Below are 14,049 nucleotides of genomic sequence, written 5' to 3' on the forward strand. Positions count from 1 at the left end.
AACCCATTACAAGAAATTGTAATGGGTTTTTTATTTTCATTATTTTATAATAACTACATTTGAAAATATAGATTAAAAAAAATACTGTGAAGAAAATTTACACATACCTGTTTTTTATTTTTTTATTTTTTACGACTAAAGTAGTTTCTCAACAACCTGTTTTTACGCACTTAACAGAGAAAGATGGGTTACCTGATATAGAGTTTTACAGTATTGTAGAAGATAATAAAGGTTTTATATGGTTGGCGGCCGATAAGGGACTTTTTCGTTATGATGGTAAAGAGTTTAAAAACTATAGTCATATAGAAAAAAGAGGATTATCTGTTTTTGGTTTAAAACTAGATTCAAAAGGAAGGGTTTGGTGTAATAATATTTCGGGACAATTTTTTTATATAGAAAATGATAAATTACTTCTTTTTAAAGATTTAAAAGAAGAAGTAAAAGGACAATTAGCACTTTTTTCATTCTATCAAAATGATTTGGTGGCGAGTACTAGAACAGGACTTTATAGGATTGGCTTAAATAGTTTACATCAAAATAAAATTTTTGATATAAAAGCAGGGTTTTACCCATTTTATGTAGAAAATGATGCATTAGTAAATTTACATGACCATGAAATAAAAGAAACAATTAAAGGTAGAAATACAATAGTAAAGTATGAATTAAATCAATTTAAAAAATATGAGTTTAACAAATGGCAAATAACATCTTTTAAAAATAAATATTTAATATATGCGTATAACTCAAATAATTTAAAAGTACACCCTAAGTTATTCTATGAACAGGAAGGGAAACTTGAAGAAGTTGATTTAACTAAAACCCTTAAAAAAAATGAAGTTATAAAATTTTATGAAGAATCGGATCAGTTGTGGGCGTGTACCAGAAATGGTTTGTTTATTTATGATTTTAATAATGGAGAATTAACACATAAAAAAACATATTTTAAGGGAAAAGAAATTAGTGCAGTTTTAAAAGATAGAAATAATAATTATTGGTTTACTACTTTAAGAAACGGAATATATATAGTACCCAATTTGTTCATCGAGAAATATACAATAGCTGAAGAAAAACAAAATATAAGTGCAATGAGTCGTATTGGTAACGATTCATTAATCATTGGTACAACTAAAGGTGATATTGCTATTTTAAATAGAAAAACTAAAAAAATAGAATTTACAAAACAGATACATAAAGAAAAGGTGTATTCTATTTGTGATAGTGATGAAAAAGTATATTTGAGTTTAGGTGGAGGTTCTTTTGTATATGATAAAAAAAATAAAAATATTTATGAAGATAGTTTTTGCTCGAATGCGAAAGATTTATCATTAATAGATAAAAACAATATATTGTATGCAACCCATAGCTCTGCATCGATTATAAACGTTAAAAATAAAAATGTTTTTAATCTAAAAGGAGCAAGAGCATACACAACTTATTATAGTAGTAAAAAAGAAATGTATGTAGGTTATGTTGATGGGGTTGAAAAATATAATATAGAAAAAAAAGCATCAAGAGTTTTATTTAACAATAAGCCAATTTTTGCAATTGATATTGATGAAACTGCAAATGGTATTATTTGGATTTCAACCTTTAAAGATGGAATCATCGGTCTTGAAAATGGAGAGGCAACAATAAATTATACGAAAGAAAACGGTTTGTTATCTAGCAAAACAGGTAAAATAAAAGGAGATGGTGAGCTTCTTTGGATAACTACAGATAAAGGATTACAAGTATTAAACACTAAAACAGGTACATTTAAAAATTTAACTAAAAAAGATGGTATAAACTCTTTTAATATATCAGAAATAATTCCTTTTAAAGATGCTTTGTTCTTTAGTTCAAATAAAGGGTTGTTTAAGATAAATAAAGAAAAAGTTTTTAAAGATAGAAGAGTTTTAAATTTTAATTTTACGTCAATTTTAATAGATGATAAAAAAGTAGAAGAAAAAGAGGAATACGAATTAACATCTGATATTAAAAAAATAAAATTCACCTTTCTTACCAATGGTTTTTTAGCAGAAGATAATATTGTTTATCAATATAAATTAATAACTGCTTCAGCTAATAGTAAATGGAATAGAATTGATAAAGGGATAAATCAAATTACATTTAATAACCTTGCGGCAGGAGAGTATGTTCTAAAATTAAAAGCAACAGAAGTAAATGGTAAAAAAGAAACAAAAGAGAAAGTTATAAAGTTAGTAATAAAATTGCCCTTTTATAAAGAATGGTGGTTTCTGTTAATAATAGGAACATTTTTATTCATTTTGATTTGGTTGCTTTTTAACATGAAATTAGAGAGGTTAGAAAAAAAACAAGAGGTAGCTATTGAAAAAGAACGAATGCAAAAGGCGTTGGTAGGATCAAAATTAGAAACATTGCAATCTCAAATGAATCCACACTTTACATTTAATGCCTTAAATTCTGTTCAAAATTTAGTGTTAAAAGGAAGTAAACTAGAAGCATATAATTATTTAACGAAATTTTCGTCTTTGTTAAGAGAAAGTTTGCTGTTAAGCACTAAAAGCTTTGTGTATTTTGATGAAGAATTATCATTGATAGAAAAGTATCTAGAGCTTGAGAAACTTAGATTTAGAGAAGGGTTTTCATACGAGATAAAAGGAGCGGAGTTTATAGACGATATTAAAATACCAACGATGGTAATTCAACCATTTATAGAAAATGCAATAAAACATGGTTTGCTTCATAAAACAAATGGGTTAGGTAAAATAAAAATTGAATTTTCTCAAGAGAAACTCTTTAAGTGCGAAATTACAGATAACGGAATTGGGTTGAAAGCAGCAGCCGAAATAAATAAAAAAACAAATAATAAAAGTGCTTCTTTTTCAACAAAATCAATAAAAGATAAGTTAAAAATATTGAAAGATTTTTATAAAACAGATATTGGTTTTGAATATAAAGAACTCGACATAGGAACAAAAGTTATAGTCAAAATTCCTTTTCATTTTTAAATAATTATCTTTCGGAAAGTATTTAGTGTTATCTGAAAGTTAAATATGAGTTTTGTAAAAAAAAGTTAAATATTTAAAATCTAGTGTTCCTTATGAAAAAGGAACTTTTTCCCCTTTTTTAATTACATGAATAATTTTTTAAAAATATATCACTCTTTCTTAAATGTAGGAGTAACGTCTAAAAAAGACAACGAATACAAAAAAATAAGACTTTTAAATGCTTTTTGTAGTACATGGTGTATTATGATTATTATCATAACAATGTTTGATTTGTTATTTGATAGAGAAATTAAAGAGAGTTTAATTTTACATGGAATTTCTTATGTTTTAATCGGTGTTATTTTTTATTGTCAAAAAATTAAAAAGTATACATTGGCAAGGGTTGTTTTTATAGCTTCTATAATAGGGATAACATTTGTTTTTGCAAACTTTACTACACCATTATTATTAATAGAAAATTTTTATTTTGTTTATCCGTTAATAGGAATATTGTTTATTGAAAAAAAATGGATAAACATTCTTTTTTTATTGCTGTGTTTTTGTTTGTACTTTATTCCTAATTTATTTTTAAATATTTATCCTAAAAACATGATACTACCTGTGTTAGTTTTTTGTGTTTTTTTAGGAACCTTTGTTATTTTAAATTATTCAGAAGCATTAAATAAAAAAAAGGAAGAGAAGCTATTAGTAAGTAAAATTAAATTAAAAAAAGCTTACTTAAAATTAGAAAAGCAGAAAGAAAATGAATTAAACCTATTAAGGTTGCAAACGTTAAAAGCGCAAATGAATCCTCATTTTATGTTTAATACAATGAATTCAATTCAGAATTTAATTTTAAAAGATGATAAAATAGAAGCCTATGATTTTTTTACAAAATTCTCATCTCTTATGCGACAAAATTTAAAAACAAGTAACGATAGTTTTGTAGAGTTGAACACAGAGTTATCTATTGTTAAAAATTATTTAGAATTAGAAAAGTTACGATTTGGTGATCAATTTTTATTTACTATTGAAGAACTCGATTTCGATGGAGAAATTAAAATTCCATCAATGATAATTCAACCCTATATAGAAGAAGCAATTCGATATCGATTATTACACGTTGCTACAGGAGATAAAATAATAACAATAAGCTTTTATTTAGAAAAAGAGACATTAGTTTGTAAAATACTCGATAATGGAATTCGAAATATTTCTCAAGAACAAGAAATGTCATCAAGAGAAATACTTAATAAAAGATTGGTACTGTTAAAAGAATATTATAAAACAGATATTGGTTTTAGTTATGAAACTACAAAATTTGGCAACAAAGTACTCGTAAAAATACCATATACTTTATTAGATGAATAAAATTAGCGCAATACTCGTAGACGATGAAATAAACGCAAGAGAAAATTTAAGATTTTTATTAAATGACTTTTGCGGTAATGTAAATATTTTAGCTGAAGCCGCTAATGTTGATGAGGCTGTAAAAGCAATAAAGAAACACCAACCTCAAATTGTTTTTTTAGATATTGAAATGCCTCAAAAAAACGGATTTCAATTATTAAGTGAATTTGATGAAATTAATTTTCATATTATCTTTATAACAGCCTATGACAGTTATGCTATAAAAGCATTTCAAGTAACTGCAATAGATTATCTTTTAAAACCGATTGATATATCGTTGTTAGAAAAGGCTATAAAAAAAGCCGAAAAAAGTATTGAAAACAACACGCAATCAGCTAGAATTGATTTATTACAAGAGAACAGAAAGAAAATAACCAAAATAGCAATACCATATAAAACAGATTATGCAATTGTAAATATAAACGATATATATAGTATTGAAGCAGATAGAATGTATTCTATATTGCATATGAAAAATAACAAAAAATATATGGTTGCAAAGAAGTTAAGTTATTATGAAAACCTATTATGTGATCATACAGAGTTTATAAGACTGCATAGGTCATGGATTATCAATACAGAGAAAATTGAAACATATTCAAAAAAAGAAAAAGAAGTAATACTAGATTCTCAATTTAAAGTACCGGTAAGTAAAAGTTATAAAGAAGCGTTTGAAACACTTTTTTATACGTAATTTAAAAAGCACGAGTTTTAAAGTAATTGGGTTTTTCTTTGGAAAGAATATTAAACTATTGGGAAACAATATTGATTGCTTTTGATTTAAAAAAGTCATTTTTGAGTGATAATTAAAAATAATAAAAATGAAAAAAGTAATATTAGTAATAGTAGCTGTAATAGGTTTAATGTCATTTAATGTAGTAAGTAATTCTACCATAGAAGAAAACAGGGTAAAAGAAGTAGAACTAGGTAGTGGTATTTATTTAATCAATGATACAAAAGGCAAAGTTTCTATTTATACAGGTACTGGTTTTGTAAGTCTAAACAGAGGGTCTAAAACAAGTATTTCATGTAAAGTAGGTAAGGAAGTACGTTGGGCAAACAAAGGAAGAAAAGGAAATGTTATTTTCAAAATAGAAAGTAAGCATTGTGGTAAAACATTAAAGCTTTCAAAATTATAATTTAAGGAATTATTTAACCTTGTTAAAACCAAAACTAGAAATTAGTTTTGGTTTTTTTTCTTTGGAAATATTATTGATTCATTCGGAAATAAGAGGATGAATCTTATAACAAATTCCTTCATTTTTGAACCATAATTTAAAATAGAATGAAATCAATATTTGTAAGCGCTATTTTTACTTTAATAACAACTACTGGATTTAGTCAAAACAAAGCTTATATTTCAACTGAAAAAGCAGTTGCAGATATTAACTATCTGATAAAAACTATAGAAGAAATTCACTATAATCCTTACTTTAAAATAGAAAAAGAACAATTCAACCAAAACAAAAATGAATTGTTGAACAATTTCAATAAAGATTCAATTTCTCTTAAAAGTTTTGTAGCAACAGGAATGAAACTAGCAGCACAAATGAGTAGTGGGCATACTGCTATGGATTGGCAAAATGAGAAATTATTCCCTGAATTAATGTCGCATAAATTCATTCCTTTCACGGGGAAATTATCAGATAACTATAAATATCTAACCGTTACACGGTCTGCTAATCAAGATATAATGAAAGGTGTATTTGTTGAATCAATAAACGGAGTTCCAATAGTTAAATTATACAAAGAATGTTTGACCTATATAGGAGGGCTTAAATCCTTTAAAGACGTCTCTTTAGAAAAAGTATTCCCTTTGTATTTGTTTTTTATGGATGAAATTTCAGCGCCATATTCCTTGAAGTTATCTGATGGTGAAATAGATGTGCCAGGTATAGGAGTGTCGGAATTGAATGCATTTATAAGCCAGAATCAACAAAAGGAGAATTACATTTTTGAGATAGTCAAAGACGACATTGGACTTATTACTTATAATAGTTGTACAGACTATCATGCTTTTAATAAATTTCTAGAACAAACCTTTAAAGAAATTAAGGATAAAAGTATTAATAAACTTATAATCGATATTAGAGAAAACTCTGGTGGAGATTCTAGACTAAATGATTTATTACTGTCTTACATTACTAGAACCTACTATCAGCAGTCGAGTGGTAGATATTGGAAAGTTAGTAATCAAGCTAAACTAGCTTACAGAAATGCTAACTACGAAGATAATTTTGGAGAAGAGTTTATGACACAATATTATCAAGCTAAAAACCAATCAATTATAGAATCGTTTGAGAAAGGGTTAATTCAACCATTAAAGCCTAAAAACTATTTTACTGGCAAAACATGTGTTCTAATTGGTACCTAGCACTTTTTCTAGTGCTAATTTTTTAGCAGATGCTATAAAAACGTACAAATTAAGTACTTTAATTGGCTCGGCAACAGGAGAACTAACAAATGACTTTGGAGAAGTAATTGATTTTACTCTTCCCAATTCTGGCAATTACATTTATGTAAGTTCAACTTATGATATTGGAGCAAATGGTAATGTAAACCTTTTAGAACCTGTTTATCCAGATATTCAAACTAAAAAAGATGCATTAAAAGATGCACTATATTGGATAAAGTAAAAAAAGGCTAACAAAGTATATGATAAATAGGCAAAATAGTGTTCATTGAAAATTCTTAAACATATTAGAGATAAAGCTATAAGGTTTGGGAATGGCAGAAAAGGATAATCAAATGTTTAATAAGAACATTATTAACTTCGTTTTTATAAACGGAGTTTTTTTATAAAAATGTAATGATTATAAATTATAATTGTGAAATATAGGGTGTAAAATTATAGCTGTTTGTTATTCGGAAAGATTTATGTTTCGTTAGGAAACAAAATAAGAAGTACCATGATTAATAGCTGCACCTTTGATTTTATTATTTAAAAACCCACAAAGATGAAAAATTTAAAAGCATTATTAATATGTTTTAGTGTATTTGCCTTCATGTCATGTAGTGATGATGATGTAAATAGAGCACCAAGAGAGTTTACAGTTACTTTATCGGATGTTAGTAGTAGAACATCTTCGCCAACTCCAGTTCGTTATCTAGGAGTAATATGGACAGAAGCTGTTGATCCAGATGGAGATGATGTTGTTTATGATATTTATGTAAATGATGTTATAGAAGAAAGTGATTTAAATGGTAAAAGAGAAGCCACAGTATCTTACGAGGTAACTGGAGATGATGTAATTGTAAAAGTTGTTGCAAAAGATGAAAATGGAGCCAAAACAACAGCACAGGCTACAAAAGTGGTAAATGTTATTCATCCTTAGTTTTAAAACTATTTAGCCAAATTAGTTATCAATGTTTATAACTTAACTCATTAACTAATATTCATTGAAAATTCTTAAACATATTAGAGATAAAGCTATAAGGTTTGGGAATGACAGAAAAGGATAATCAAATGTTTAATAAGAGCATTATTAACTTCGTTTTTATAAACGGAGTTTTTTTATATAAAAATGTAATGATTATAAATTATAATTGTAAAATATAGGGAGTAAAATGATAGTTGTTTGTTATTCGGAAAGATTTATGTTTCGTTAGGAAACAAAATAAGAAGTACCATGATTAATAGCTGCACCTTTGATTTTATTATTTAAAAACCCACAAAGATGAAAAATTTAAAAGTATTATTAATTTGCTTTAGTGTATTTGCCTTCATGTCATGTAGTGATGATGATGTAAATAGAGCACCAAGAGAGTTTACAGTTACTTTAACAGATGCTAATCAACCTAGAACCGTAATTGTATCACCAACTCCAGTTAGTTCTTTAGTTGTTTCATGGACAGAGGCAGTTGATCCTGATGGAGATAAAGTAGTCTACGACTTGTATGTAAACGACGAGTTAGAGGGAAGCGATTTAGAAAGTGACCACGATTTAACAGTTACTTATGATAGAGATGGTAAAGATGTAATAGTAAAAGTTGTTGCAAAGGATGGCAATGGAGCAACAACAACAGCTCAAGCAACAAAAGTACAAGATCTTTAAGCACTTCTTTCTTAACAAGAATAAATCAACTCCGTTTTTTATAAACGGAGTTTTTTTTGTTTTTAAATGATAACTAGCTGTTTTTCAGTTTTTAACTCGGAAGTAAAAAAGGTTCATTGGGAAGTAATTTAATGCTATTTATCTAAAATTAAATTTTATTTGCCTCGTAGTAATCAAATAGATAACAATAGTTAAAATGAAAAAATTTCTTTCAATCCTTTTAATGTTTTTGGCAATTGTAGGTCAGGCACAAAAAAATCAAAATGAAATTGTAGCAACATTCCAATCAGGAAAATATACCGTTTTTAAAGTAGAGAAAATATCGTATGGTAAATATAAAATGGTTAAGGTTAAAAAACAGTGGCCAATTCAAATTACCAAGACAGCAAAAAACGTAAGTAACGTTTTAGTAAAAAGAGCAGGTATTTTAGATGAAAATTTTAAACCAGACGTACCAGGTCATCCAGCTTATTTTAATTTTTCTACTTATCGATTAACATTTATAGATGATATAGGTATTTATTATAGTTGGAATGGAAAAGAAGAAGCGACTACAAAATATGTGTTTTCTAAAAACGGAAGTTTATCTAAAAACTATAAAGAGTTAAATAAACTGGTAGCAAGCTATGCGACAGCAGTATTTAAAAATCAAACAAATGCAAGAGCAGAGGTAAAAGAACAGAAAGGAGCCATTGCAGAAGCCGAAAGAAAGAAAAATTCACTGCAAAACAAGCAGGTAAGTAAAATTGAAATCAAATTGTTAAATAGTCCTAAAAAAGTAGCTCATTTTTCAGAAGCTATTAAATACGGCATTGTGGCTACGTTAAAGGATGGAAGTAAGCTGTCTACAAAAAATTTAGGAGGAAAACTTCCTTGGAGTGATTTTACACTTAAAAATAAAGGATGTAGTAGTACTATTGATGAGGTTCGAGTAGATGAAGATGCAAAGTCGTTAAAGCAGGACAGAATAACGATTAAAGCAATATCAAAATATCACCCAACATTAAATGCTACGAAGCATATTAACACCACAAATAACTTATCTATTCAAGTAAATCAATCAGGTTTTTGGGGGCATGAACGTCATAAATATGTACATGTTTCTCAAGGTAAAAATGGTCAACATGCAGGTAGAGGTGATAATTTAACGATAAAAGTTAAAACAGTTACTCATAAACAAACTGGCATTAAATTAAATAAAATAGATATTTATAATACCACAAAAGAAAAGCATGTTGCACGTTATAAGTTAACTACTTACACGAAATTGATTATAAACAATCAAGGTGGTGGCGGTATGGGTGGCTTTGAAGGACGTGATGGTTCGCCAAATGGAGGAAATGGTGGTTCTGGTGGAGCAGGTGGTAATATTCTTTTAATAAAAGATCCATCAGTAGTAAAATTAAATATTGTTCTTAATAACCAAGGAGGAAATGGTGGTAAAGGAGGTGCGCCGAAATATTCTCATGCAAGTAGAGGAAGAAGTGGAGCAAAAGGAGATAATGGAAGGGTGACAAAACAAGTGAAATCAATAAAATTAAATTTTTAATTCAACAATAAAAAACAATAATTATGAAAAAACAATTATTATTAACATGTGCTTTAAGTGCAGTATTATTTTTAGGAAACACAACCGAAACTAATGCGCAATTTGGTAAATTATTAAAAAAAGTAAGTTCTAAAAAGAGCAGTAAAAAATCTTCTAGATCAACGAAATCTTCGAAAAAATCTAAAACAGCAGGGTCATCATCAGGTACTTTTAGTCATTTAAATAGTGTGAATGATGAAATGGGATTAAGTGGCGAATACTACGGTTTAATAGATAAAAGTACATTTGGTATTAAGTTTGTAAAAGAAGATGGTGGGAAAATTGTGAATGAATTACATTACTGGGAAAAAAAAAGTGAGAAACCACAATTAAAAATGAACTTTAAAGAAAGTTATTTTAACAAAAAACAGGTTAAAATGTTTTTTGAATGGGTTTCTACAGGAGCAAAATCATACATTGAAATATTCGAAATAGCCCCAGGCGTTATAGCACAAACACAACAAACAAGTAGGTCTTTAAATAAATATGAAGAATCGGTTCCATTAGATTCTAAAAGAACTGTAATTGAGGTAATGGCTAAAAACAAAGCAGACTTAGATACTTGGGATATTGAAACAGCACAAGCTAAAATAGATATGATGATTAGCGACTTAAATTCGTTAAAAGTAGCGAAAACAAAAAAGAAATTAATGCGTTTTGATACGTATAAAAATTACCATGGTAAAGTGGCTTTTGCAAAAGCAACACATTACTTAAAGAGTTCAAAGGCAAACCAACCAGTAGAAAAAGCTGCTAATTTTATTACTAAGCAAGAGTTAGGTTCTACTGTAGCATATAAACCTTATTTCGATATGCCATTGTCAATATCTCACCCAGGTTCTTGGTTTAATATTACTTATGAAATGGCAGGAGTAACAACAGATAGAGAAGTTTTAAGAAGAAAAAGTACAAAATATTCTAAAAACATACCTCAATTAGATGATTATGAAAATGACTTTTATTTCCATTATCCAAAAGTAACTATTAATCGTTCTAATAATTTAGCTGATTATGCTTTTTTAGAATTGTTAAGACAAACACAAGATAAATTACAACAAGGAAAAACATATGATTTAAAAGTTACTGTTTGGGCTCATAAAGACGGGCAAAATATTGATCCAGTAGCAAAAGGTACTATTCAATTAGAATATACTGCAAACACAGAAAAATTATTGTTAGATCCAGTTAAGGGGTGGATCACAGTTTTAGAAGATTATTTAGATGAATAAGACTTTTTATTGTTTGATTCAAGTAAAAAGGATCATGATTTAAAAAGGATTACTTAAATAAAAATATCTTTGATTATTTGAAACCGAATTGTTTAAAAGCAATTCGGTTTTTTTTATAATAAGGGTTCATCAAAAGTCGGGGACTTTACTTATTTTTGAAGCATGAAATTTCATAAATTTAATTTTTTTAGATATACTTATTGTGAATTTGAATCTCAGTCAATAGATTTTTTTAAAGATAAATCTGCACACTATCAAAGTAAATCGGGGAGTTTATATTTTTACATAGATGCTGGAGTTTTTCGTTATTCAAATCATTGGGGAAGGGTTGCTAATTGTCGTTGGAAAATTAAAGGAATTGAAACATATAAAAGTCAAAATTATTACGTAGGTTTTGCAAAATGGAATGATTTTTATCCATTAAATAATACCGATAAAGTATTTTACTTAGAAGTAGATTTTTTACTAAAACAAGCGAAAGTTAAACGATTAAAAAATAAAGTAAAAAAAGAAGTTTTTTTAATGACTTCAACTTTAGCCCATCAACGGTTAAAACAAATTCAAACATTGTTTAACGAATATAAATGGGCAAAATATTTTGAAGAAGATATTGAAGTATTAAGGAAAATATTAATCACAAATTTAATCAATACAAATAAACCGATACAGCAATTAAAAAGAGAATTGTAAATTAATAGTTTTTATTAATTCCTAAACTAAAACCAAAACGAATTTCGTTTTCACTTCCTAATCTGTGAATAGCTATTTTACCCAAAGAAACTTTTCCGAATTCGTTGTTGGTAATTTCTTCATCATTTAAAAACAATTTCCCGTTAAATTGATTTTTGGTATTGTATTCACTTTTATCCAACTTGTTTTGATACACATTGATAGATAAAATAGCATCTTTATCTGTATAGCCACAAAATACACCATATTTATCCCAAAACATATAGTTATTAGATTTTTGAAGCTCTCTATCTGGCTTTCCTAATACAGTAATTAAAGTAGCATAATCGGTCGGAAAAGTAATTGGTTTTTCGTTAACTACAATAACATCAGTATCGCATTTAATAACTAAACCTTTCACTTTTTTCTTTCTTAAAAAATTAAACATAGTAGCGTGTTTTTATAAAGGGATAGTTGTGTTAACTTGTAAGCAAATTTAAAGAATAAAATCTAATTTTTAGTTAAATTTGTTGTTCTGAAATAAAATAATTTAAAATGAATATACCTCAAACAAGTTTTCCTAGAATTGTAATTATTGGTGGAGGATTTGCAGGTTTAGCTGCTGCAAGAGGATTAGAAGAACAAGAACTTCAAGTCGTTTTAATAGACAAACATAACTACCATACTTTTCAACCATTATTATACCAAGTTGCTACTGGTGGGTTAGAGCCAGATAGTATTGCTTTTCCGTTACGGAAGCGTTTTAATGATGTTGAAAATTTCTTTTTCCGCTTGGCGGAAGTTACCAATATTAATGCGGATCAAAATATAATTGAAACAACTATTGGTAATTTAGTGTACGATGAGTTGATAATAGCAACAGGATCTACCACAAATTTTTTCGGAAATACAAATATCAAAAAGTATGCGATGGAAATGAAATCGGTTCCACAAGCATTAAATATCCGTAGTTTGGTGTTAGAAAATTTTGAAGAAGCATTATTAGAAACCGATTTAGAAAAACGAAGAGCTTTAATGAATTTTGTCATTGTTGGCGGAGGGCCAACAGGCGTGGAATTAGCAGGTGCATTGGCAGAAATGAAAAAAGGAATTCTACCTAAAGACTATCCTGATTTAGATATCCGATTGATGAAAATTAATTTGATTCAAAGTTCTGGCGAATTATTAAAAGGAATGAGTGCTAAAGCATCAGAAAAAGCCGAAGATTTCTTAATAAAATTAGGCGTTGATGTCTGGAAAGATCTTCGAGTTTTAGATTATAACGGAACCACGGTAACAACAAATGGTCACGATAATTTTAATGCAGAAACGGTAATTTGGGCTGCAGGAGTAAAAGGAGGTGCTATTAATGGTTTACAGCAAGAATGTTTAGTTGAAAGAGCAAACCGATTTAAGGTTGATGAATATAACAAGGTAATAGGTTATAAAAATGTGTATGCGGTAGGAGATGTAGCTTGTATGCAAACGGAAGATTATAAACATGGGCACCCAATGATGGCGCAACCAGCCATTCAGCAAGGAACTTTATTGGCTAAAAATGTTTTAGCAAAATTTAAAGGAAAAAAACTTAAAGCTTTTAAATATAATGATAAAGGAGCGATGGCAACTATTGGGCGAAATAAAGCAGTAGTAGATTTACCAAGATTAAAATTTCAAGGAGTTTTTGCATGGTTTGTTTGGATGTTTGTGCATTTATTCTCTTTAATAGGTTTTAGAAATAAAGTAATTGTATTTATGAATTGGATGTATAATTATATTCGTTTTGATAGAGAAACGAGGTTAATTATTCGTCCGTATAAAAACAAAAATAAATATTCATTTAATAAAGAAAATGGCTAAAATATCTAGAAGTATTAAGTGTAGTAAATGTGAGGTTTTTACTTCGGATGCTGATTATTGTAAAAGCTGTGGAGAATTAATATCGCATAAAAAAAAGGTAGAAATAAAAATAGAAAAACAAAAACTAGAACGTGTAGTTGAAGCGCAGCATGAAATTGATAATCCCAATTTAGCCGAACGTTTAAAACAACATCCTTTTTTTTATATAAAATTATTGGCTGGATTTTATATTCCGCTTTTTTATTAGTGAGTATAATCGGTGGCGCTTTGGCTTGGTTTGTAACAAT

At 28.0% G+C, this 14,049-nt stretch carries 14 protein-coding genes; 13 read left to right on the forward strand and 1 reads right to left on the reverse strand.

Going from position 1 to position 14,049, the window contains the following annotated elements; all coding sequences use genetic code 11:
* Positions 1 to 86: 86 nt before the first annotated feature.
* The 11 genes from PG912_RS04930 to PG912_RS04980 all read left to right on the forward strand — a co-directional run bounded on the left by PG912_RS04930 (position 87) and on the right by PG912_RS04980 (position 11,923).
* Positions 87 to 2,972: a sensor histidine kinase gene (locus tag PG912_RS04930; RefSeq protein WP_275688707.1), complete on the forward strand. Its 2,886-nt coding sequence runs from the start codon at positions 87 to 89 to the stop codon at positions 2,970 to 2,972.
* A 126-nt stretch (positions 2,973 to 3,098) separates the two neighbouring features.
* Positions 3,099 to 4,322: a sensor histidine kinase gene (locus tag PG912_RS04935; RefSeq protein ID WP_275688708.1), complete on the forward strand. Its 1,224-nt coding sequence runs from the start codon at positions 3,099 to 3,101 to the stop codon at positions 4,320 to 4,322.
* Entirely contained in the window at positions 4,315 to 5,055 is a 741-nt protein-coding gene (locus PG912_RS04940; RefSeq protein ID WP_275688709.1) for a LytR/AlgR family response regulator transcription factor, read from the forward strand. Before PG912_RS04935 ends, PG912_RS04940 begins: the two co-directional genes overlap by 8 nt.
* Before the next feature lie 127 nt (positions 5,056 to 5,182).
* A complete protein-coding gene (locus PG912_RS04945; RefSeq protein ID WP_260585127.1) occupies positions 5,183 to 5,500 on the forward strand; it encodes a hypothetical protein in 318 nt (105 codons plus the stop codon).
* A gap of 146 nt (positions 5,501 to 5,646) precedes the next feature.
* Entirely contained in the window at positions 5,647 to 6,735 is a 1,089-nt protein-coding gene (locus PG912_RS04950; protein WP_275688710.1) for a S41 family peptidase, read from the forward strand.
* A complete protein-coding gene (locus PG912_RS04955) occupies positions 6,725 to 6,997 on the forward strand; it encodes a S41 family peptidase (protein ID WP_275688711.1) in 273 nt (90 codons plus the stop codon). The genes PG912_RS04950 and PG912_RS04955 overlap by 11 nt, the downstream gene beginning before the upstream one ends.
* A 321-nt stretch (positions 6,998 to 7,318) precedes the next feature.
* Positions 7,319 to 7,696 carry a hypothetical protein gene (locus PG912_RS04960; protein ID WP_275688712.1) on the forward strand — a complete coding sequence of 126 codons (378 nt, stop codon included), beginning with the start codon at positions 7,319 to 7,321 and terminating at the stop codon, positions 7,694 to 7,696.
* Positions 7,697 to 8,038: 342 nt separating this feature from the next.
* Entirely contained in the window at positions 8,039 to 8,416 is a 378-nt protein-coding gene (locus PG912_RS04965) for a hypothetical protein (protein ID WP_275688713.1), read from the forward strand.
* A gap of 196 nt (positions 8,417 to 8,612) precedes the next feature.
* Positions 8,613 to 9,965 (forward strand): hypothetical protein, encoded by a 1,353-nt coding sequence (locus tag PG912_RS04970; protein ID WP_275688714.1) that lies wholly within the window; start codon positions 8,613 to 8,615, stop codon positions 9,963 to 9,965.
* A 23-nt stretch (positions 9,966 to 9,988) separates the two neighbouring features.
* Positions 9,989 to 11,233 carry a hypothetical protein gene (locus tag PG912_RS04975; RefSeq protein ID WP_275688715.1) on the forward strand — a complete coding sequence of 415 codons (1,245 nt, stop codon included), beginning with the start codon at positions 9,989 to 9,991 and terminating at the stop codon, positions 11,231 to 11,233.
* A gap of 162 nt (positions 11,234 to 11,395) precedes the next feature.
* Positions 11,396 to 11,923 carry a hypothetical protein gene (locus PG912_RS04980; protein ID WP_275688716.1) on the forward strand — a complete coding sequence of 176 codons (528 nt, stop codon included), beginning with the start codon at positions 11,396 to 11,398 and terminating at the stop codon, positions 11,921 to 11,923.
* Position 11,924: 1 nt separating this feature from the next.
* Here the strand turns inward: PG912_RS04980 and PG912_RS04985 are convergent, their stop codons facing one another.
* Positions 11,925 to 12,350: a DUF7738 domain-containing protein gene (locus PG912_RS04985; protein WP_275688717.1), complete on the reverse strand. Its 426-nt coding sequence runs from the start codon at positions 12,348 to 12,350 to the stop codon at positions 11,925 to 11,927.
* 107 nt (positions 12,351 to 12,457) lie between these two features.
* Here PG912_RS04985 and PG912_RS04990 point away from each other — a divergent pair, with 107 nt between their 5' ends.
* Both PG912_RS04990 and PG912_RS04995 read left to right on the forward strand, forming a co-directional pair.
* Entirely contained in the window at positions 12,458 to 13,762 is a 1,305-nt protein-coding gene (locus PG912_RS04990) for an NAD(P)/FAD-dependent oxidoreductase (protein WP_275688718.1), read from the forward strand.
* Entirely contained in the window at positions 13,755 to 14,009 is a 255-nt protein-coding gene (locus PG912_RS04995; RefSeq protein WP_275688719.1) for a hypothetical protein, read from the forward strand. Before PG912_RS04990 ends, PG912_RS04995 begins: the two co-directional genes overlap by 8 nt.
* Positions 14,010 to 14,049: the final 40 nt, after the last annotated feature.

The organism is Tenacibaculum retecalamus (genome assembly GCF_027941755.1).
GTDB lineage: Bacteria > Bacteroidota > Bacteroidia > Flavobacteriales > Flavobacteriaceae > Polaribacter > Polaribacter haliotis_B.

Coding starts and splice junctions, on each gene's coding strand:
- PG912_RS04950 (WP_275688710.1), top strand. CDS start 5,647: ATGAAATCAATATTTGTAAGCGCTATTTTTACTTTAATAACAACTACT.
- PG912_RS04985 (WP_275688717.1), bottom strand. CDS start 12,350: ATGTTTAATTTTTTAAGAAAGAAAAAAGTGAAAGGTTTAGTTATTAAA.
- PG912_RS04945 (WP_260585127.1), top strand. CDS start 5,183: ATGAAAAAAGTAATATTAGTAATAGTAGCTGTAATAGGTTTAATGTCA.
- PG912_RS04970 (WP_275688714.1), top strand. CDS start 8,613: ATGAAAAAATTTCTTTCAATCCTTTTAATGTTTTTGGCAATTGTAGGT.
- PG912_RS04975 (WP_275688715.1), top strand. CDS start 9,989: ATGAAAAAACAATTATTATTAACATGTGCTTTAAGTGCAGTATTATTT.
- PG912_RS04965 (WP_275688713.1), top strand. CDS start 8,039: ATGAAAAATTTAAAAGTATTATTAATTTGCTTTAGTGTATTTGCCTTC.
- PG912_RS04980 (WP_275688716.1), top strand. CDS start 11,396: ATGAAATTTCATAAATTTAATTTTTTTAGATATACTTATTGTGAATTT.
- PG912_RS04995 (WP_275688719.1), top strand. CDS start 13,755: ATGGCTAAAATATCTAGAAGTATTAAGTGTAGTAAATGTGAGGTTTTT.
- PG912_RS04960 (WP_275688712.1), top strand. CDS start 7,319: ATGAAAAATTTAAAAGCATTATTAATATGTTTTAGTGTATTTGCCTTC.
- PG912_RS04940 (WP_275688709.1), top strand. CDS start 4,315: ATGAATAAAATTAGCGCAATACTCGTAGACGATGAAATAAACGCAAGA.
- PG912_RS04990 (WP_275688718.1), top strand. CDS start 12,458: ATGAATATACCTCAAACAAGTTTTCCTAGAATTGTAATTATTGGTGGA.
- PG912_RS04935 (WP_275688708.1), top strand. CDS start 3,099: ATGAATAATTTTTTAAAAATATATCACTCTTTCTTAAATGTAGGAGTA.